13 protein-coding genes and 3 tRNA genes are annotated in these 19,768 nt (G+C 62.1%); 2 read left to right on the top strand and 14 right to left on the bottom strand.

Annotated features, from left to right (window positions below; all coding sequences use genetic code 11):
- Window position 1: 1 nt before the first annotated feature.
- The 3 genes from C0606_02260 to C0606_02250 form a co-directional block, all read right to left on the bottom strand.
- Window positions 2-604: an NADH-quinone oxidoreductase subunit B gene (locus C0606_02260; protein ID PLX39366.1), complete on the bottom strand. Its 603-nt coding sequence runs from the start codon at window positions 602-604 to the stop codon at window positions 2-4.
- On the bottom strand, window positions 574-939 hold the full coding sequence (locus C0606_02255) for an NADH-quinone oxidoreductase subunit A (protein ID PLX39365.1): 366 nt from the start codon (window positions 937-939) through the stop codon (window positions 574-576). The genes C0606_02260 and C0606_02255 overlap by 31 nt, the downstream gene beginning before the upstream one ends.
- Window positions 940-1,215: 276 nt before the next feature.
- A tRNA-Asp gene (locus tag C0606_02250) sits at window positions 1,216-1,292 on the bottom strand.
- 184 nt (window positions 1,293-1,476) lie between these two features.
- Between C0606_02250 and C0606_02245 the strand changes: the two genes are divergently transcribed.
- Window positions 1,477-1,553: transfer RNA gene (locus C0606_02245), tRNA-Val, on the top strand.
- A gap of 641 nt (window positions 1,554-2,194) precedes the next feature.
- Here C0606_02245 and C0606_02240 read toward each other — a convergent pair.
- The 11 genes from C0606_02240 to C0606_02190 all read right to left on the bottom strand — a co-directional run bounded on the left by C0606_02240 (window position 2,195) and on the right by C0606_02190 (window position 18,896).
- A complete protein-coding gene (locus tag C0606_02240) occupies window positions 2,195-4,243 on the bottom strand; it encodes a methyl-accepting chemotaxis protein (protein PLX39364.1) in 2,049 nt (682 codons plus the stop codon).
- A 244-nt stretch (window positions 4,244-4,487) separates the two neighbouring features.
- On the bottom strand, window positions 4,488-5,657 hold the full coding sequence (locus C0606_02235) for an osmoprotectant NAGGN system M42 family peptidase (protein ID PLX39363.1): 1,170 nt from the start codon (window positions 5,655-5,657) through the stop codon (window positions 4,488-4,490).
- Window positions 5,645-7,495, bottom strand: coding sequence for an N-acetylglutaminylglutamine synthetase (locus C0606_02230; protein PLX39362.1), 1,851 nt, complete (start codon window positions 7,493-7,495; stop codon window positions 5,645-5,647). Before C0606_02230 ends, C0606_02235 begins: the two co-directional genes overlap by 13 nt.
- Window positions 7,496-7,506: 11 nt before the next feature.
- Window positions 7,507-9,282, bottom strand: a complete 1,776-nt coding sequence (locus C0606_02225) for an N-acetylglutaminylglutamine amidotransferase (GenBank protein PLX39663.1) — start codon at window positions 9,280-9,282, stop codon at window positions 7,507-7,509.
- Between the two features lie 417 nt (window positions 9,283-9,699).
- Window positions 9,700-9,975 (bottom strand): DNA-binding protein HU, encoded by a 276-nt coding sequence (locus C0606_02220; protein PLX39361.1) that lies wholly within the window; start codon window positions 9,973-9,975, stop codon window positions 9,700-9,702.
- Between the two features lie 452 nt (window positions 9,976-10,427).
- On the bottom strand, window positions 10,428-12,851 hold the full coding sequence (locus C0606_02215) for an endopeptidase La (protein PLX39360.1): 2,424 nt from the start codon (window positions 12,849-12,851) through the stop codon (window positions 10,428-10,430).
- Window positions 12,852-13,224: 373 nt separating this feature from the next.
- Window positions 13,225-14,490, bottom strand: coding sequence for an ATP-dependent Clp protease ATP-binding subunit ClpX (locus C0606_02210; GenBank protein ID PLX39359.1), 1,266 nt, complete (start codon window positions 14,488-14,490; stop codon window positions 13,225-13,227).
- A 283-nt stretch (window positions 14,491-14,773) separates the two neighbouring features.
- Window positions 14,774-15,409, bottom strand: a complete 636-nt coding sequence (clpP, locus tag C0606_02205) for an ATP-dependent Clp protease proteolytic subunit (GenBank protein ID PLX39358.1) — start codon at window positions 15,407-15,409, stop codon at window positions 14,774-14,776.
- A 257-nt stretch (window positions 15,410-15,666) separates the two neighbouring features.
- A complete protein-coding gene (locus tag C0606_02200; GenBank protein ID PLX39357.1) occupies window positions 15,667-17,013 on the bottom strand; it encodes a trigger factor in 1,347 nt (448 codons plus the stop codon).
- 94 nt (window positions 17,014-17,107) lie between these two features.
- Window positions 17,108-17,192 (bottom strand) — tRNA-Leu (locus C0606_02195).
- A gap of 189 nt (window positions 17,193-17,381) precedes the next feature.
- A complete protein-coding gene (locus tag C0606_02190; GenBank protein PLX39356.1) occupies window positions 17,382-18,896 on the bottom strand; it encodes a bifunctional ADP-dependent NAD(P)H-hydrate dehydratase/NAD(P)H-hydrate epimerase in 1,515 nt (504 codons plus the stop codon).
- Between the two features lie 459 nt (window positions 18,897-19,355).
- Here C0606_02190 and C0606_02185 point away from each other — a divergent pair, with 459 nt between their 5' ends.
- Window positions 19,356-19,694, top strand: a complete 339-nt coding sequence (locus C0606_02185) for a transcriptional regulator (protein ID PLX39355.1) — start codon at window positions 19,356-19,358, stop codon at window positions 19,692-19,694.
- The last annotated feature ends 74 nt before the right edge of the window (window positions 19,695-19,768 follow it).

Here is a 19,768-nt window from a genome sequence, read left to right as displayed (position 1 = left end):
CCTAGCGCTCGATCGTGCCGGTACGGCGAATTTTCTTCTGCAGAAGCAGGAACCCGTAGAGCAGCGCCTCGGCCGTCGGAGGACAGCCCGGCACGTACACGTCGACCGGAAGCACCCGGTCGCAGCCACGGACCACCGAATAGGAATAGTGATAGTAGCCGCCGCCATTGGCGCACGAGCCCATGGAGATGACGTAACGCGGCTCCGGCATCTGGTCGTAGACCTTGCGGATCGCGGGCGCCATCTTGTTGGTCAGCGTACCGGCAACGATGATGACGTCGGACTGGCGCGGACTGGCGCGCGGCGCAATGCCATAGCGCTCGGCGTCGTAGCGCGGCATCGACATCTGCATCATCTCGACGGCGCAGCAGGCAAGGCCGAAGGTCATCCACATCAGCGAGCCGGTGCGGGCCCACTGGATCAGCTCGTCGGTCGAGGTGACGAGGAAACCCTTGTCGGCGAGTTCGTTATTGACCTCAGTGAAGAACGGATCGTTCGACCCGATCGGCTTGCCGGTCTTGGGATCGATCAGGCCCTTGGGTTCCGGCGCCACCAACGGGCCCGACTGCGACGTCAATCCCATTCCAGCGCCCCCTTCTTCCATTCATAGGCGAAGCCGATCGTCAGCACCCCGAGGAACACCATCATCGACCAGAAGCCGAGCAGACCGACTTCCTTGAACGCGACCGCCCAGGGAAACAGGAAGGCCACTTCGAGGTCGAAGATAATGAACAGGATCGAGACCAGATAGAATCGGGCATCGAACTTCATGCGGGCATCGTCGAACGCGTTGAAGCCGCATTCATAGGCCGAGAGTTTTTCCGAGTCCGGCTGCTTGAAGGCGAGCAAGAAAGGCGCAACCAACAAGGCCAGACCGATGACCAACGAAATGCCGATAAAGATAATGATCGGTAGGTATTCGCTTAGCAGGTCTTCCATGGTCCAGGACCCCTTTGGGGTGGCGGCTGAGGAGGCCGCATCTGCCAGGCTGCCCGTCGACGGGAATGAACGGGGAGGCCCCCGCCCCTGTCAACCGGTATAAACCCGGCCGCATTCGGTTTCTTGGGCTTAGCCCACCCAATTGCGTGAAGCAAGAGCACGAGACAATCAAGGCCGGGTGTTTTGCGCATTTATTTTTCGCGGCGCACAAAAACAACAAAAAAGCGCTCGGGCCGGGCCGGAGCGCTTGCAAACATTAGAATATTCAAAAGAAAGTGGCGGGAGTGACGGGACTCGAACCCGCGGCCTCTGGCGTGACAGGCCAGCGCTCTAACCAACTGAGCTACACCCCCGCAACGACGCATCGTGGCGGCGCGGAGCCCGATCTATGCTAGTCCCACCCCCCTGTCAAGGCTGGTGGAACGAAACCGTCAAAGAAAATTTCGATTGCCGCAGGAAGCCATGTGGCGGGGCAAAGAGGCGGCTTGCGTCAGACTGGCGAACCGCCTAAACCGTTCTGCGGAATTTTGCAGTTCCGGGCGGTTAGCTCAGCTGGTTAGAGCACCTGGTTTACACCCAGGGGGTCGGGAGTTCGAATCTCTCACCGCCCACCAGCTCCCCTCCAATTTCGCACGCCTCTCCGCAACCTCTTCCCAGCAGCGCGTTTGTCCGAGCGGATCACCCCAACGGAGCCGGCGCATCTGTGGCAGCACCCACAACACGCACGGGATGCGACCATCCGCCCGAACCCGTAAAGACGCCGCCCCCAAAAACGCGTAAGATCGCCGGATCTATCGGGAGGATCGCAAACCAGGGGCGGTCAATGAGAAAAAACGGATTGGAATGCTGTTGCCGGGAGTGTGAGCTGTTCGGCGCGAATGGCGCTGACAATTTCGAAATAACGGTACCGTTCCGGGAGACCTCGTCGGGTGAACCGATTTCGGCCCGGTTTCGCTGCACCATTACGAAAAATGCTCATACGCTTGAATTGACATCCATCACAGAACACGGACGGCCCGCCCGCGAAGACGTCGTGAGGCGCGCGCGGGCGCTGATCGCGTCAATCGAGGCGGGACAGGTTTGCGGAAGCAAACACCTTTGCCCGCCCGACGTGGTCCGGCTGGTCGCGGCGAACGCCTGACGCGCAACGTCATGGCGCAACGCGCATGGCGACCAGGCCGTCCGGAAGTCACAGGCGATACAAAAACGCCGCGGTCATCGCCGCGGCGTTTTCTTGATATCGGATAGCTGATGGTCAGGCGGCCGCGGCGTTGCGGGCCTGCTCGACCATAGCGATACCGGCCATGCCGTCGTGCACCCACACGACTTTAGCCGGGACGGCCTCTTCGCCCGCGAGCATCAGTTCCACGTCCAATCCTTCGCGGATGCCGGGGAACACCGTGATGCCGAATCCCCCGTCATCGTTGCGGTCGTGCACGGTCACCTCATGGAGCTGATCGGCAAACGCGATCACCGCCTCGTCTCCGACGAGGTTGCGTGCCTTGGTGCGCCGCTCCCCACCGTCCTCGGACACGTCGCTCAGGAACCGCTCAACACTGCCCGACAGACGTTCGGAAACTTCGCGCAGCCGTTCCGAGACAGACTGGACATTGGCCGACTCGTGGCTCGTCTCGTCGATCTGCTGGGCCACATTGGCGACCCCGCTCGAGGCTTCCATACTCTGGGCAGATGCACGGGCAATCGCCTCGCTGATTTCGCCGGTCGCCGCATCCTGTTCTTCGACTGACGCTGCAATCGCCGCCGTCACCTGCCCCATGCTGTCGATTGCATTCGAGATGGTCTCGATCGCTTCGACGGCGCTGCGTGTCGACGCCTGCACGGCATTCACCTGCTGCGCGATTTCCTCGGTTGCCTTCGCGGTCTGGGTCGACAGGTTTTTCACCTCGGCCGCGACCACAGCGAATCCCTTGCCCGCTTCACCGGCCCGCGCCGCCTCGATGGTGGCATTCAACGCCAGCAGGTTCGTCTGTTCGGCGATATCCTTGATCAACCCGATGACCTGGCCGATCCGTTCGGCCGCGTCGGCAAGCGCGGAGACCTCGGCATTGGTGCGCTGGGCTGTCTCCGTCGTCTCGTGCGAAAGCTGATTGGCGTGCGCCGATTGCGACGAGATCTCGCGAATAGACGCGCTCAGTTCCTCGGCCGCGGAGGCGACCGTCTGAACGTCGTTGGAGGCGTTGGAGGTCGCCGCGTTCGCCGCGTCCGCCTCGGCAGATGCCACGCCAGCGATCTGGGCGAGGATCGTGGCGCTCTGCAGCATGCGCTCGTTCTCCTCGTCGACCATCTGCAGGACCGCACTGACCTCGCGCTGGAAGGTCGCGATCACGCGTTCCATGTTCTCCTGGCGCGCGCGTTCATGTTCGAAATCGTGACGGCTCTTGGCTTCCAGACGCTCCCGCTCGCGCGCATTTTCCTGGAAAATGACCAACGCTTGCCCGATTGCGCCGATCTCATCGCGACGTTCGGCAAAATCCACCGACTGGGTGTATTTGCCGGCCGCCATGGCGCTCATCAGACCGGTCGCCTTTTTCAGGGGCGCGATCACACGCCGGTTGAGGAACAGGTGCACGCCTGCCATGCCCAGAACGAAGAGCACGATGAACGCGTAGACAACGTAGTTGCGCTCGGTCGCGATGGCTTTTGCGTGGACGATCTCGGCCTCGAGTTTCGACTGCTGCACGGTGATCGCCGCGTTCTTGGCGTCCAGTATCGCCTCGATGTCGCTCTGGATCTTTTCGGCGACCGCGTCGAACGAGCCCATCATGGCATTGCCGGCGGCGGGGCCGCCGTCGATATAGGCCCGCGCCATTTTCTGGCCGGTCTCGTAGAACGGGGGAAAACTCTTCGCGGCGGCGTCAAGCTTGCCTGCGAGGTCATCAAGGCCAAACTCGGCCGCAAGGGTCTTTGCCATGGCGACGTCGGCGACGAATTTCTCGGCATTGGCCTTGGCTTCGTCAAAGCCGTCGTTCAACCCGTCACGGCCGCGCGTGGCGGAAATGTCGGTGAGCCATTGCTGAACCTGAACCACGTCGAGCTGGATCTGGCGAACCGTATCGGTGAGTTCCACCGCCGGGCCGGACATGGTCATGGCTTCCTTCAAAGCGAAGTCCGTGGCGTCTTCGACACCCGCCGATAGCCATTCTGAAACGATGATGAAAGCCAGAGTGAGAACGCTGATCGCCGCGATTGCCAGTGAGATCATCGCGCGTATGGAGAGTTTCTTGAACATATGGGCACCCGCTGCCGTTAGCTGAGTTGCCGGATGCCGCGCGGGCATCAGCAAAACAGATTCGAACGGGGGGCCCGAACAAAAACTCCTGGCCGTTTCAGTTCTGCCGGCCCCCACCTTTGCAAAAGCCAGCTAAACAAAACAGGGTTAACGTTGTTCTAATTTCGTATATTGCGATAAGTATGCTTATCTATTTTTTCTGCATCTTTACATATACTTCCGCGCGAAGGACCATAGTCCCAACTCTCCGTCCCAGCAGGCATGATTTCCCGATTTCCAGCGTCGGACGACTGCCGCATCAGGCCGGCTCGACTTCGGGCGACTCGACATCGGGCGACAGATCCTGCTCGGCCTCCGTCGTGTTTTGCCGCGTGAAGCCGTGGACGTCCGTTGTCTTTTCGAAGTCGCGCTGGATACGGACCGGGCTCGCCACATAGGCCGTGATCAGTTCCGCCAGCGAACGCAGGGCGTGCATGTGGATGCGTTCGTAGCCATGCGACGCATCGACACCGAAGGTGATCAGCGAGGTGCGAACATCGGCCCCCGCTTCGAGGGCACTCGCGGTGTCGGAACGGTAGTAGCGGAAGATATCCTTCTGATAGCGGATATCGTTCGTCTTGCAGAGATCGACGAGCTTCTTGGTCAGGTGATAGTCGAACGGCCCGGTCTGATCGGCCATGGCAATCGTGACCCCGAACTCGTCCGAATTCTGTCCCGGCGCGGTGGTGCCGTTGTCGATGGTGACCATCGAGGCGACCTGCGGGGTCAGCACTGAAGATGCCCCGACGCCAACCTCCTCGGCGATAGTGAAAAGGAAGTGGATATCGACGGGCGTTTCGACGCTTGCATCCTGCAAGGCCTTGAGCGCGGCGAGCATCACCGCGACGCCGGCCTTGTTGTCGAGGTGGCGCGAGACGATGAAGCCGTTGTCCATGAATTCGGCCTGCGGGTCAATCGAGACGATATCGCCGATCTCTATACCGACGCGCTCAAGATCCGCCTTGTTGCGGGCGAGCGCATCGACGCGCAGTTCGACATGCTCCCAGCCGACCGGGTGGGTGTCGATTTCGTCGTTGAAGGTATGGCCAGACGCCTTCAGTGGCAGGATCGTTCCGCGATAGCTGCCATTCTCGGTGAAGATCGTCACCCGCGCACCCTCCGCAAAACGCGCCGACCAGGTGCCGATCGGCACGACCGAAACCCGGCCGTTGTCATTGAGCGACTTCACCTGAGCACCGAGCGTGTCGAGGTGGGAGACGATTGCGCGGGCGCCCCTGTCGCGCTGCTGGCCGGCCCGGACGGCACGTATGGCGCCGCGGCGGGTCAGTTCAACGGACAGGCCCAGTTTCTCCAGCTCGCCAACGACGAAACGAACGATCGTGTCGGTGTAGCCGGTCGGACTCGGAATCTCGAGCAGTTCGGCGAGGATGTCTTGCAGGTAGTCGTGATCGATCGTCAGTCGAGGCATTCGGTAGCTCCGATGGTCGCGGCATCCTGGATCGCCCGGCGAACGGGCGCCGGCAGCGAAAGCGGGAAAAGCAGGTCGATGAAACGTTCAGCCGTCGGCTGCGGCTCGTGATTGGCAAGCCCCGGCCGTTCGTTGGCTTCGATGACGACATAGTCGGCAAGGCGCGGCGACTTGACCATGAAGTCGATCCCGACGACGGGGATATCGATGGCACGCGCGGCGTTGACGGCGGCCTCCACCAGTGTCGGATGAACTTCACCGGTCACGTCGTGAATGGTCCCGCCGGTGTGCAGATTGGCGGTCTTGCTAACAATCAGTTCCTCGTCCTCGGCCGGGACACTCTCGAGTTCGTATCCCGCTTCGGCGATGGTGCGGATTGCTTCCTCATCGATCGGGATCGAGGACTCGCCACCCGTCGCCGCCTGGCGCCGCCGGCTTTGCGACTCGATCAACGCGCGAATGGTTCGGCGGCCGTCTCCCACCACGCGCGGCGGGCGGCGGATCGCCGCCGCGACCAGCCGGAAATTGATCACCACGAGGCGCAGATCCACACCCGAGAAGCACTGCTCGATGAGCACATCGTCGGAAACCTGGTTCGCCTGGCCAATCGCCGCGTCCACTTCGTCAAGGCTTTTCAGGCCGATCGAGATGCCGCGCCCCTGCTCTCCGCGCGCCGGCTTGACGACGACCGAACCCTGTTCGGCGATGAAGGCCTCTAGTTCGCTACGCTCGGCTGTCGCGGGTATCTGCGCGGGAACGGTCAGGCCGGCGGCCTCGACAATGCGCCGCGTCACCGCCTTGTCGTCGCAGATCGACATGGCGACGGCGGAGGTGAACTCCGACAGGCTCTCGCGGCAACGGATCGATCGCCCGCCATGTGTCAGGCGGAAGAACCCGCCACCGGCGTCGATGACGTCGACATGGATGCCGCGGCGGCGGGCTTCCTTGATGATGATCGCGGCATAGGGATTGACCGCAACATCCGCTGCGGGACCGGTAAACAGCGTCTCGTTGATCGAGTTCTTCCGCTTTACGCTGAAGAACGACACGCGCTTGAAGTTCAGCTTCTCGTAGAGCGCGATCGCCTGGTCGTTGTCGTGCAGCACGGAAAGGTCGAGATAGGCGGCGCCACGGGCGACAAAATACTCGGCCAGGCGACGCACCAGCGCTTCGCCGACACCCGGCCGGCGGGCCTGTGGATCGACGGCCAGACACCATAGCGACGAGCCGTGTTCGGGGTCATTGAAGGCGCGATGATGGTCAACGCCGGTCACCGTTCCCAGCACCTCGCCGGTGGTATCGTCCTCGGCGACGAAATAGCAGATCGAGCGCGCGTCACGTTTCTCCCAAAAGAATTCCGGCGGCACCGTCACCATGCCGCGCGCGGCATAGATGCGGTTGATCGCCATGGCGTCTTCCTGGGAGGTCAGCCGGCGAACGAAGAACCCCTTCGGCGACCGCTTGGAGGCGCGGTAGGAGCTCAGATCGAGCCGATAGGTGTGCGAGGGATCGAGGAAGATCTCCTGCGGCGCGTTGGCGAGCAGCACATGCGGGTCGCGCACATAGATCGCGATGTCGCGCCGATCCGGCAGCTCCTCGCGCAACGCCCCGACGAGCACATCGTTGTCGGCGAAGGTCTGGGTGAACACCAGCCGGCCCCAACCGCAGTCGAGCGCGAAATCGGGACGCTGCGGCGTTTTCTCTTCGTCGGTATGGGCGATCGGCGGTTTCAGCCCCTGGGCGCGCATGCGCTTCAGGCGATGGCTGTACTGATCGCGTCCCCGCTGGTCGCGCCCTTGGCGACCTTCGCCGCCGGGAGGTTTCCTGGACTCAGACATGCCTGTCCTCCTCACACCTCGTGCGTTTGCAGCCACAATTCGAGCAGAGCGGCCTGCCACAGCTCGGAACCACGCAGCGGCGTGATGTGGGCCGCCGGATCGGCAAAGAGCTGGTCGAGCCACGGTTTCTGGAACAGACCGCGCTCGCGTGCCTTCTGGCTGGTCAGCGCGTCGCGCACCATGTCGAGGAACTCGCCCTGGATGTATTTGAGCTGCGGGACCGGGAAGTAGCCCTTCTTGCGGTCGATTACCTCGCTCGGCACGACGAGCCGCGCCGCATCCTTCAGGACGCCCTTGCCGCCATCGTTGAGCTTGAACTCGGGCGGGATGCGCGCGGCAAGCTCGACGAGTTCGTGATCGAGGAACGGCACGCGGGCCTCCAGTCCCCAGGCCATCGTCATGTTGTCGACGCGCTTGACCGGATCGTCGACCAGCATGACCTCGGAATCGAGGCGCAGCGCGCGGTCGACCGGCGTTTCCGCCCCTCCCGCCATCAGATGCTCGCGCACGAGGTCAAGGCTCGCATCGTCGGGATGCAGCCATTCCGGCGCCAACTGGCCGGCGAGCGTCGCGTGCGAGCGGTCGAAGAAGACCTTGGCGTAGTCGCCGACCACGTCGTTGGAACCGGCGAGCGGCGGATACCAGTGATAGCCGCCGAAGACTTCATCGGCGCCCTGCCCCGACTGCACCACCTTGATGTGCTTCGAGACTTCACGGCTCAGCAGGTAGAAGCCGATATTGTCGTAGGACACCATCGGTTCTGACTGGGCGCGGATCGTATCAGGCAGATGGCTGAGCAGATCGGCGGCAGGCACGAAGATCTTGCGGTGGTCGGTCGCGAACCTCTTTGCGATCAGGTCGGAATAGACGAACTCGTCGCCCTTCTCGCCATTCGCCTCCTCGAAACCGATGGAAAAGGTCATCAGATCCTTCTGGCCCTCTTCCGCCAGCAGACCGACGATCAGGCTTGAATCGACGCCGCCGGAAAGCAGCACGCCAACCGGCACGTCGGCGACCATGCGGCGCCTGACCGCGACCCGCAGGGCTTCGAGCACACGATCTCGCCAGTCGTCGCGGGTCAGCGACAGATCTTCCGCGCGCCGTTCATAGACCGCCGTCCAGTAGCGCCGCTCACGGAACGTCCCGTCCGGCTCGTACCGGCGGATGGTCGCCGGCGGCAGTTTGCGGACGCCGGCAAGGATCGTGCGCGGCGGCGGCACCACTGCGTGGAAACTCATGAAGTTGTGCAGAGCGAAGGTATCGATGCCGGTATCGACATCGCCGGCAGCCAGAATGGCGGGCAATGTCGAGGCGAAGCGAAGCCGCTTGCCGCTCTGCGAATAATACAGCGGCTTGATGCCGAAGCGGTCGCGCGCAAAGGTCACCGCACCGCTGTCGCGTTCGGCAATCGCGAAGGCGAACATGCCGTGGAAATGCTCGACGCAGGCACCGCCCCAATGGTGGAACGCCTTGAGGATGACTTCGGTGTCGCCGTCCGAGAAGAAGCGGTAGCCCGCCTTTTCGAGTTCCCGGCGCAATTCGGGATAATTGTAGATGCAGCCGTTGAACGCGATGGTCAGTCCGAGGTCGGGATCGACCATCGGCTGGGCCGCCTTTTCCGACAGATCGATGATCTTCAGCCGCCGGTGACCGAAGGCAATCGGCCCCCGTGCGAAAATCCCACTGCCGTCCGGCCCGCGCGGCGCCAGCACGTCCGCCATTTTCGACACTGCCGCAGCGTCGGCAAAAGACCCATCAAAACGGATTTCTCCGGCTATTCCACACATATCTGACCAGTATTCCTTTCGTGTCTCACCATTGATTCCGCAATGGCACACCTTCTTGAAAACAAAAAGGCGCGGGTCAGACCGCGCCTCGATTTCCGTCATATGTAGGTGACTCTGCCGGGAATTTCAAATTTGTGGTCGTTAGACGTTTGAATAGCTACGCCTTCTGACGCTTTTCAAGAATTGCGCACTCGTTTTGCCAACTATGTAATATATCCTGTCCTTTTATTATTATCGCATATTTATTGTGCATCTATGACCTTGAGAACACTTAGGCATACTTTCCCGACCTGCCAATTCTCCGGCACTGCGATGGCAGGTGGGTTTTGTCGGGAGACGCGCGCCACATCGGGGACCGCGCAAAAAGAAAGGGCCGCCCCAAGGGGCGGCCCGAAAGTCTCAAAACGCGAAAACAGCTTAGCTGTTGACGGCGTCCTTCAGGGCCTTGCCGGCCTTGAACTTCGGCGTCTTCGACGCCGGGATCTGGATCGTTTCGCCGGTGCGCGGGTTACGACCTTCAGACGCCGCGCGCTCGGTGACCGCGAAGTTACCGAAACCGATGATCCGAACTTCTTCGCCGCCCTTGAGCGAAGCAGCAACGGCGTCGAACGTGGCATCGACGGCTTCGCCGGCAGCAGCCTTGGTCAGACCGGTTTTCTCGGCAACCTGCGCGATCAGTTCGTTCTTGTTCATCTGTCTACCTTTCTCATCGCCAGAGCAGTGGGCGCTCGACTGAACCAACTTGAGCGGAACATGTTTGCTCAAGCGTATTGACTTGTGCGTTGCTCGCGTCGTCCGAGGCTTGGACATCAGCGGCACACGCTATTGGAAACGCCGGCTGATTCGCCGCGTTTGCACCGGCGCCAAAATCCGGTGAATCGAAACGAAATGCAAGGCAGAATTTCGCAGTTTTCTGCGGTTTCGCGGGTTTTTTCCTAACAAAACACGAACTTTGCACAGTCGTTGGGCCTGCGTAGCGAACATGCGCCTGCCCGAGTCCCCCGAACCGGCCGCGAAATCGCCCGGGCGCGGCGCGCGAACGGATGAAAAACGACAACGCCCGCCCGAAAACGCAGCTTCGGGCGGGCATCATTTTTCGTTCAGCGCGTGGCTGACAGTATCAGAGCCGGCTCAGCGAGCCGACGTCAATGCGCCGTCAGCGCCTTGGCATCCTCGTCGCCGTTGGCGCCAACCTGGGAATCGTGGGCCTGTTCGTCCCATTCGATCGCCTCGGGCTCGCGGACCAGCGCGTGCTTCAGGACCTCGTCCATACGGCTGACCGGAATGATTTCCATTCCGCTCTTCACGTTGTCCGGAATATCGGCCAGATCCTTGGCGTTCTCTTCCGGAATCAGCACCTTGGTGATACCGCCGCGAAGCGCCGCGAGCAGCTTCTCCTTGAGGCCGCCGATCGGCAGTACCCGTCCGCGCAGGGTGATTTCGCCGGTCATGGCGACCTCCTTGCGGACCGGAATGCCGGTCATGATCGAGACGATGCAGGTCGCCATGGCAACACCGGCCGACGGGCCATCCTTCGGCGTCGCGCCTTCCGGCACGTGCACGTGGATATCGCGCTTGTCGAACAGCGGCGGCTCGATGCCGAAATCGACGGCCCGCGAGCGCACATAGGACGCGGCCGCGGAAATCGACTCCTTCATCACGTCGCGCAGATTGCCCGTGACGGTCATCTTGCCCTTGCCGGGCATCATGACGCCTTCGATGGTCAGCAGCTCGCCGCCGACCTCGGTCCAGGCAAGCCCGGTGACGACACCGATCTGGTCTTCGGCCTCGATCTCGCCGTAGCGGAAACGCGGAACGCCGAGGAACTTCTCAAGCCGGGTTGGCGTGATGCGGACCGACTTCTTGGTCGTGGTCAGCAGTTCCTTGACGGTCTTGCGCGCCAGATTGGCGATCTCGCGCTCGAGGTTACGGACACCGGCTTCGCGCGTGTAACGGCGGATGATGGTGCGCAGCCCGTCTTCGCCGAGGATGAACTCCTTGGCGTCCAGGCCGTGATCCTTGATCGCTTTCGGGATCAGATGGCGCTTGGCGATCTCGACCTTTTCATCCTCGGTGTAACCGGCGATGCGGATGATCTCCATACGGTCCATCAGCGCCGGCGGGATGTTGAGCGTGTTCGCCGTGGTCACGAACATCACGTTCGAGAGATCGTATTCGACCTCAAGATAGTGATCCATGAACGTGGCGTTCTGCTCGGGATCGAGCACTTCGAGAAGCGCCGACGACGGATCGCCGCGGAAATCCATGCCCATCTTGTCGATTTCGTCGAGCAGGAAGAGCGGGTTGCTCTTCTTGGCCTTGCGCATCGACTGGATCACCTTGCCCGGCATCGAGCCGATATAGGTGCGGCGGTGACCGCGGATCTCAGCCTCGTCGCGCACGCCGCCGAGCGACATGCGGGCGAATTCACGGCCGGTCGCCTTGGCGATCGACTTGCCGAGCGAGGTCTTGCCGACGCCCGGAGGGCCGACGAGGCACAGGATCGGGCCTTTCAGCTTGTTGGCGCGGCTCTGCACGGCGAGATACTCGACGATGCGTTCCTTGACCTTCTCAAGCCCGTAATGATCGGTCTCGAGGGTCTTTTCGGCAAAGGACAGGTCGTTCTTGACCTTCGAGGGCTTGCCCCACGGAATGCCGAGCAGCCAGTCGAGATAGTTGCGCACGACGGTGGCTTCCGCCGACATCGGGCTCATCTGGCGCAGCTTCTTCAGCTCGCCCATGGCCTTTTCGCGCGCTTCCTTCGACAGCTTGGTCTTGCCGATGCGCTCTTCCAGTTCGGCCAGCTCGTCGCGCCCGTCTTCGGAATCGCCGAGCTCCTTCTGGATCGCCTTCATCTGCTCGTTGAGATAGTACTCGCGCTGGGTCTTCTCCATCTGCCGCTTGACGCGGCTGCGGATGCGCTTTTCCACCTGCAGCACGGAGATCTCGCTCTCCATGATGCCGAGCACCTTCTCGAGCCGGTCGGTGACACCGACGATGGCGAGAATTTCCTGCTTCTCGGGGATCTTGATGGCGAGATGCGAGGCAACCGTGTCGGCAAGCTTCGAGTAGTCCTCGATCTGGCTGACGGCGCCGAGCACCTCCGGCGAGACCTTCTTGTTCAGCTTGACGTAATTCTCGAACTCGGTGATGACCGAACGGGCGAGCGCCTCGACCTCGACCTCGTCGCCGAGAACCTCGGGCATCACCTCGATCTCGGCCTCGAACATCTCGGTGCGGTCGCTGAAGCGAACGATGCGCGCGCGATCACCGCCCTCGACCAGCACCTTGACGGTGCCGTCCGGCAGTTTCAGCAGCTGCAGCACAGTCGCCAGCGTGCCGACCTCGTAAATCTGGTCGGTGGCCGGATCGTCGTCGCCGGCGTTGATCTGGGTCGCCAGCAGGATCTGCTTGTCGTCGCGCATCACGTCTTCGAGCGCGCGGATCGACTTCTCACGGCCAACGAAGAGCGGCACGATCATGTGCGGGAACACGACGATGTCGCGCAGGGGAAGCACCGGATAGAGGCTGCTTTCCATCTCCTCGGGGACCAGCGTCGGATCAGTCATGGGTCATTCCTTTCGTTTGAGCCCCGATATGCGATGAATCGCTACGGCGGCGCGAGACCCGCGGCAACATTGAAAATGATTCACGCTTAATGGGCCAGCCCCCAGCGCCCTCTTGGGTGGCGCGCCGGAGGCTGCTCCGCGTTGCCGCTTCGTTTACTTAGGTGGGTCACCGGTGAGACCCCGTCAAGGCGCGGAATGCAAACGGCTTGCGGACCATACGTGACGGCGTTGCGAGGCCGCAAAGCCCCGTTCCGCCAGTGCTGCCGGCGCCCACACGCGCGCCCTTCAACAAAAAATGAAACGCCCGCCCGACAGGTTTGCCGGACGGGCGTAAAATCCTCGGTGCCATGATCGTCCTGGCGGGAATGTCCGATCACGCAGACGTCGCAGACGATGCTTCGGCGCGGTCCTCGTAGATGTAGAGCGGCTGAGCCTTGCCCTCGACCACTTCGGCCGAGATCACGACTTCCTTGACGCCCTCGAGACCCGGCAGTTCGAACATGGTGTCGAGCAGGATCGCTTCCATGATCGAGCGCAGACCGCGCGCGCCGGTCTTGCGATCGATGGCCTTCTTGGCGATGGCGACGAGCGCCTCGCTCTGGAAGGTCAGTTCGACGTTCTCCATCTCGAACAGGCGCTGGTACTGCTTGACCAGCGCGTTCTTCGGCTCGGTCAAAATGGTGACCAGCGCGTCGACGTCTAGGTCTTCGAGCGTCGCCAGAACCGGCAGACGGCCGACGAATTCAGGGATCAGACCGAACTTCAGCAGATCTTCCGGCTCGACTTCGCGGAACAGCTCACCGGTGCGGCGATCTTCCGGTGCCAGAACCTGCGCCTTGAAACCGATCGAGGTCGAACGGCCGCGGTCGGAGATGATCTTTTCGAGGCCGGCGAAGGCACCGCCGCAGATAAACAGGATGTTGGTCGTGTCGACCTGCAGGAATTCCTGCTGCGGATGCTTGCGGCCACCCTGCGGGGGAACGCTGGCAACCGTGCCTTCCATGATCTTCAGAAGCGCCTGCTGGACACCCTCGCCCGACACGTCGCGGGTGATCGAAGGGTTGTCAGACTTGCGGCTGACCTTGTCGACCTCGTCGATGTAGACGATGCCGCGCTGTGCGCGCTCAACATTGTAGTCGGCAGCCTGCAGCAGCTTGAGAATGATGTTTTCCACGTCCTCGCCGACATAACCGGCTTCGGTCAGGGTCGTCGCATCGGCCATCGTGAACGGCACGTCGAGAATGCGGGCGAGCGTCTGAGCCAGCAGCGTCTTGCCGCAGCCGGTCGGACCGATCAGCAGGATGTTCGACTTGGCGAGTTCGACGTCGTTGTTCTTGGCAGCGTGGTTGAGGCGCTTGTAGTGGTTGTGAACCGCGACCGCGAGGACCTTCTTCGCGTAGGACTGGCCGATCACGTAATCGTCGAGAACGCCCGCGATCTCATCCGGCGTCGGCACGCCGTCGCGCGATTTCACCAGCGAGGTCTTGTTCTCCTCGCGAATGATATCCATGCACAGTTCGACGCACTCATCGCAGATGAACACCGTCGGCCCGGCGATCAGCTTACGCACCTCATGCTGACTCTTTCCGCAGAAGGAGCAGTAGAGAGTGTTTTTACTATCGCTGTTGGCCTTGCTCATGCATCAATCCCCACGTCTCCGGAAAGGCAAAACCGCCTTCCTCTTGAGATGTATGTCGCAATTACGAAAACGCAATTGCCGTCGGCCGCCCACTCACCCGCGCACGACGCAATTCATGCAATCATGCTACGCGGCTAAAGATCAAGATAAACTTAATTGCCGGGCCATTTGGGCGATAGCGGGGCGCTGCCGAAAGAGGCACGCTCCGGCCCGGTCATTATTCTCGATCCGTTTTCGAGCTGCTCCCGGCCAAAGCCGGAGAGCGCCCGTTAAAGCTGGCGGTTCAGGCGTCTTCGCCCGCCGCCAGAGCATTGCGATCCAGGATCACCTGATCGATCAGGCCGAACTCCTGCGCGGTGTCCGCGGTCATGAAGTTATCGCGCTCAAGGGCCCCCTCGATCGTCTCGAGACCCTGGCCGGTGTGCTTCACGTAAATCTCGTTCAGGCGCTTCTTCAGCTTAAGGATTTCCTGCGCGTGCAACATGATGTCGCTGGCCTGACCACGGAAACCGCCGGACGGCTGATGCACCATGATGCGGGCGTTCGGCAGCGCGAAGCGCATGTCCTTGGCACCGGCTGCGAGCAGCAGCGAGCCCATCGAGGCGGCCTGGCCGAAGCACAGAGTCGACACCTGCGGGCGACTGAACTGCATCGTGTCGTAGATCGCCAAGCCCGAGGTGACGATGCCGCCGGGCGAGTTGATATAGAGCGCGATTTCCTTCTTCGGATTTTCCGCTTCGAGGAACAGCAGCTGGGCGCAAACGACGGTCGCCATGCTGTCTTCGATCGGCCCTGCGATGAAGATGATTCGTTCCTTCAGCAGCCTGGAGAAGATGTCGTAGGCACGCTCGCCGCGATTGGTCTGTTCGACGACCATCGGCACCAACGTGTTTACGGCAAAATCGGCGTGATCCTTCATGGCAAGTCCCTGTACCCGGCAAATCCGACGAGGTGCGCAATGGCCCTCGCTTGACGATGCGTGTGCCGCGTCGATTCGCGGCGTCCTCTGGTCCTATTTAGTGCACTCAAGCGGGAACCGAAAGCGATCCCGCAAAACGAGGTGAACAGCGTGCCCGAAAAGCAACGGGCGCGCAGTTCGCCGGAAGCCGTCTCGCTTCCCGGAACGCGCGCCCGCAACACCTCGCCCGCCGCGCCCTATGGCGCGACGATGCACGACTACTCTTCGTCTTCGTCGTCCTCGAACAGCTCTTCGCGGGAGACGGTCTTGTCGGTGACCTTGGCCAGCTCCATCAGGAAGTCGACCACCTTGTCCTCGTAGATCGGGGCACGAAGGCTGGCCAGAGCCATCTGGTTCTTCTGGTAGAATTCGAAGACCTGCTGCTCCTGGCCCGGGTACTGGCGGACCTTGTCGTAAAGCGCGCGCTGGACTTCCTCGTCGGTCACCTGAACGTTGTTCTTCTCGCCGACTTCGGAGAGCACCAGACCGAGGCGGACGCGACGCTCGGCAATGGCGCGATACTCGGCCTTCGCTTCGTCTTCCGTCGTCTCTTCGTCCTCGAAGGTGCGGCCGGCCTGCTGCATGTTACCCATGAGCTGGTTCCAGATCTGCTCGAATTCGCTCTCCACCAGGGTCGGCGGCAGTTCGAACTTGTGCATCTCGTCGAGCTTGTCGAGGATCTGGCGCTTGACCTTCTGACGGGTCTGCGAGCCGAACTCATGCTCGATCTGCTGCTTGATGATCTCTTTCAGCTTGTCGAGGGACTCAAGGCCGAGCTTGGTGGCAAATTCCTCGTCGATGACGATCTCACCCGGTGCCTCGATGCCCTTGATGACGACGTCGAAGGTGGCTTCCTTGCCAGCGAGATGCTCGGCCGGATACTCCTCGGGGAAGGTCACGGTGATGGTCTTCTCATCACCGGCCTTGACGCCGATCAGCTGCTCCTCGAAACCCGGGATGAACTGGCCGCTGCCGAGCACGAGCTGGGCGTCCTCGTCGGCGCCGCCTTCGAACGGCTCGCCGTCGAGCTTGCCGAGATAGGAAAGCGACAGGCGGTCGCCGTCGGCGGCCTTCGCCTTGGCGTCCTTGGCCTCATACGGGCGGTTACCCTCGGCAATCCGATTGATCTGCGCGTCGACTTCCTCGTCGGTGATGTCGGCAACCGGACGCTCGACCTCGATCGAGCTCATGTCGCCGATCTCGAACTCCGGCAGCACTTCGTAGGCCATCGTGAACTTCAGGTCGACGCCGCCGTTCAGAATCGCTTCGAGCACCTCGTTGGGAACATCGACATTCGGCTGCAGCGCCGGCTTTTCGCCGCGCTCTTCAACCGCCGAGCGAACGGTCTCGTTGACGACCTGGTCGACAATCTCGGCCATCGCCTTTTGACCATACACCTTCTTCAGGTGGCCCATCGGCACCTTGCCCGGGCGGAAGCCCGGCAGACGGATGGTGTCCTTGATCTCGTTGAGGTACGCCGCCTGGCGGGCGTCCATGTCCGTGGCGGGGACCGTGATCTCAAGTTCCCGCTTCAAGCCTTCATTGAGGGTCTCGTTGACCTGCATTCTCGTATTCGTCCTTGCTGTTCGCGCGCGACGGTCTCGTCGGAGCCGATGGAGCTGGTGGTTCTCCGGGCTGAAGAAGCTGCTTCGAACGACGTGGTGCGGGCGGAGGGATTTGAACCCCCACGGCTTGCGCCACTAGGACCTAAACCTAGCGTGTCTACCAATTCCACCACGCCCGCAACGACCAGCCGAACCAGCCGAAGCCGAGGCGACGCCTCTATATCACCCCCTTTGAACGCTTCAAAGGGAAAAAGTCCAATCTTTCCGCCGCAATTGCCTCATCTGCAGCCACCCCGCACGCGATGCGGCAACGGAGCGGCCAAGCCGTTCGGATCGGCCCTGCGTGAACCATTGTGTGAGGGGTGTTGTCAAGCTGACGTATTGGCCGGTGCGCCCGTGCGCAGGCTGGCGAGCCCGCCGAGCACGGCAGGCAATGCCGGTGCGAGGTCCTCCGCGATCATGCCGGAGCCGAATTGGCTGGCAGTTTCACCGTGCAGCCAGACCGCCATGCCAGCCGCCGCCAGACCCGGCATGCCCTGCGCCAACAGGCCCGCGACGATGCCGGCAAGGACATCGCCGGCGCCTGCCGTTGCCAGCCAGGCCGGCGCATTGGCATTGACGAGCGCCACGCCCTCGGGGCTGGCGATGACGGTGTCGGCGCCCTTCAGCACGACAGTCGCGCCGCTGCGGGCGGCAGCCGCCCTCGCACCTTCGATCTTTGAGCCGGCAGCCTCGGCGATATCCGGGAAGAGACGGGCGAACTCACCGTCATGCGGGGTCATGACCACCGCGCGATCCGGTTGCGCCGCGATGAGGGCAAACAGCTCGGCCGGCTTGGCGGCAAAGCTGGTCAGCGCATCGGCATCCAGCACGACGTCGCGCCGGCCATCAAGGGCGGCGGCGACAAGCCGGCGGGTCTCTGCGCCGACACCGAGTGCCGGCCCAAGTGCGACGGCGTTCAAGCGCTTGTCGGACAGCAGCGCCGCGAGCCCTTCGGCGCCGACAAAGGAACGCAACATGATCGCGGTCAGATGGTGCGCATTGACGGCGAGCGCATCTGGCGGCGAGGCAACGGTGACCAGGCCTGCGCCCGCGCGCAAGGCGGCGCCGGCAGCAAGCCGTGCCGCGCCGGTCGCGGTTGCCGTCCCGGAGACCACAACGGCATGGCCGCGGTCATACTTGTGGCCATCGAGCATCGGCGGCCGCCAGTCGTCCAGCCACTGCGCGGGTCCATTCTCGAATGTTTGAACGGCAATCGAAGAGAGCACGGCGGCAGGAATTCCAATGTCGTGCACGCTCACCGCACCGCAGGCGATCCGGCCCGGCAGCAGCAGGTGGCCCGGCTTCTTGCGAAAGAACGTGACTGTGGCCTCGGCCCTGATCGCCACGCCCTGCGCCTTGCCCGTTTCACCGCTGATTCCGCTCGGCAAATCGACCGCCAGAACTGGCAGACCGGATGCATTTACCGCCTCGACCAGTTCCGCGGCCTCCCCCTCGATCGGGCGCGTCAGGCCGGCGCCGAACAGGGCATCGATAACGCCCCCTGCCCCGGTCAGGCACAACGGCGTCGCCGGCACCACGTCGCCGCGCCAGCCGTCGCGTGCCCAGGCCGCGTCGCCGGTGAGCTTTGCAGGGTCGCCAAGGACAGCCACCGTGACACTGCGATCGGCTTCAGCCAGATAGCGCGCGGCGACATATCCGTCGCCACCATTGTTGCCCGGCCCCGCGAGAACAACGATGCGGCTTGCGTCAGGGAACGCGCGCAGGAAACCCTCGGCAACGGCGCGGCCTGCCGCTTCCATCAGTTCGGTTCCGGGAATACCGCCTTCGATCGCCAGCCGATCCGCCTTGCCCATTTCCGTCGACGTCAAAAGTTCGTTCATTTCGTGCAAGTCCTTCACTGCCGAAAACCGGAGGTGCGGCGCCTAACATGGCCTGACCACGCCGCGACTCCGGATCCGCGCCTGGAACCATACTCCGCGCATCCCCTTGACGGAACGTTTTGGAAATTTGCGCGCGTCATGCCGCAGGGCACACAAGCGAATTGATGAAAACCGCGCCACAAACCACCTAGCAATTCATCACCGACGCTCGGGGTCAAACTGACTGTCGAAAAGGGTTCCATCGGCGCCCCTGGCAATCATTGTCTATTTTTTATTCATTTGCCTATTTTTTCGCCTTCGATTTCCGCATTCAAAACGAAAAGCGGCATTTATTCCGGCAAAAACTGCGGCGAAATGCCGAAAAACAATCCCCCTGCGAGTTGGCACGGAGCGTGCTAGCTTTGCGGCGGATCGGTCGAAGGGGCCGTGTCCGGGACTGCACTCGAAAAGGCGGAGGCTATGAAAAAAATCGAGGCGATCATCAAACCCTTCAAGCTCGATGAAGTGAAGGAAGCGCTGCAGGAAGTCGGATTGCAGGGCATCACCGTTATCGAAGCCAAGGGGTTCGGCCGACAGAAAGGGCATACCGAGCTCTATCGCGGCGCCGAATATGTCGTAGACTTTCTGCCGAAGGTGAAAATCGAGATCGTCCTTGCTGACGATCTGGTTGAAAAGGCGGTCGACGCCATTCGCAACGCGGCCGCCACCGGGCGCATCGGCGATGGCAAGATCTTCGTCTCGAACGTCGAGGAAGCCATCCGTATCCGCACCGGCGAAACCGGGCTCGAGGCGGTCTGACCAGAACACAGCTCCAATGAACGGCGAAGCGTCGGCATTCCGGCCGGCGATCCGTTCGGGCCAACAGATCAACA

It is taken from the genome of Hyphomicrobiales bacterium, from assembly GCA_002869065.1.
Lineage (GTDB): Bacteria > Pseudomonadota > Alphaproteobacteria > Rhizobiales > Rhodobiaceae > Rhodobium.
The sequence above is the reverse complement of the archived record's forward strand: the minus strand, read 5'-3'. Positions and strand labels throughout refer to the sequence as shown.

Bases quoted from the DNA above. Each gene is read 5' to 3' on its own strand.
- C0606_02260 (PLX39366.1), bottom strand. From the start codon at position 604: ATGGAAGAAGGGGGCGCTGGAATGGGATTGACGTCGCAGTCGGGCCCG.
- C0606_02255 (PLX39365.1), bottom strand. From the start codon at position 939: ATGGAAGACCTGCTAAGCGAATACCTACCGATCATTATCTTTATCGGC.
- C0606_02235 (PLX39363.1), bottom strand. From the start codon at position 5,657: ATGCCTCGACTGACGATCGATCACGACTACCTGCAAGACATCCTCGCC.
- C0606_02230 (PLX39362.1), bottom strand. From the start codon at position 7,495: ATGTCTGAGTCCAGGAAACCTCCCGGCGGCGAAGGTCGCCAAGGGCGC.
- C0606_02225 (PLX39663.1), bottom strand. From the start codon at position 9,282: ATGTGTGGAATAGCCGGAGAAATCCGTTTTGATGGGTCTTTTGCCGAC.
- C0606_02220 (PLX39361.1), bottom strand. From the start codon at position 9,975: ATGAACAAGAACGAACTGATCGCGCAGGTTGCCGAGAAAACCGGTCTG.
- C0606_02215 (PLX39360.1), bottom strand. From the start codon at position 12,851: ATGACTGATCCGACGCTGGTCCCCGAGGAGATGGAAAGCAGCCTCTAT.
- C0606_02210 (PLX39359.1), bottom strand. From the start codon at position 14,490: ATGAGCAAGGCCAACAGCGATAGTAAAAACACTCTCTACTGCTCCTTC.
- clpP (PLX39358.1), bottom strand. From the start codon at position 15,409: ATGAAGGATCACGCCGATTTTGCCGTAAACACGTTGGTGCCGATGGTC.
- C0606_02200 (PLX39357.1), bottom strand. From the start codon at position 17,013: ATGCAGGTCAACGAGACCCTCAATGAAGGCTTGAAGCGGGAACTTGAG.
- C0606_02190 (PLX39356.1), bottom strand. From the start codon at position 18,896: ATGAACGAACTTTTGACGTCGACGGAAATGGGCAAGGCGGATCGGCTG.
- C0606_02185 (PLX39355.1), top strand. From the start codon at position 19,356: ATGAAAAAAATCGAGGCGATCATCAAACCCTTCAAGCTCGATGAAGTG.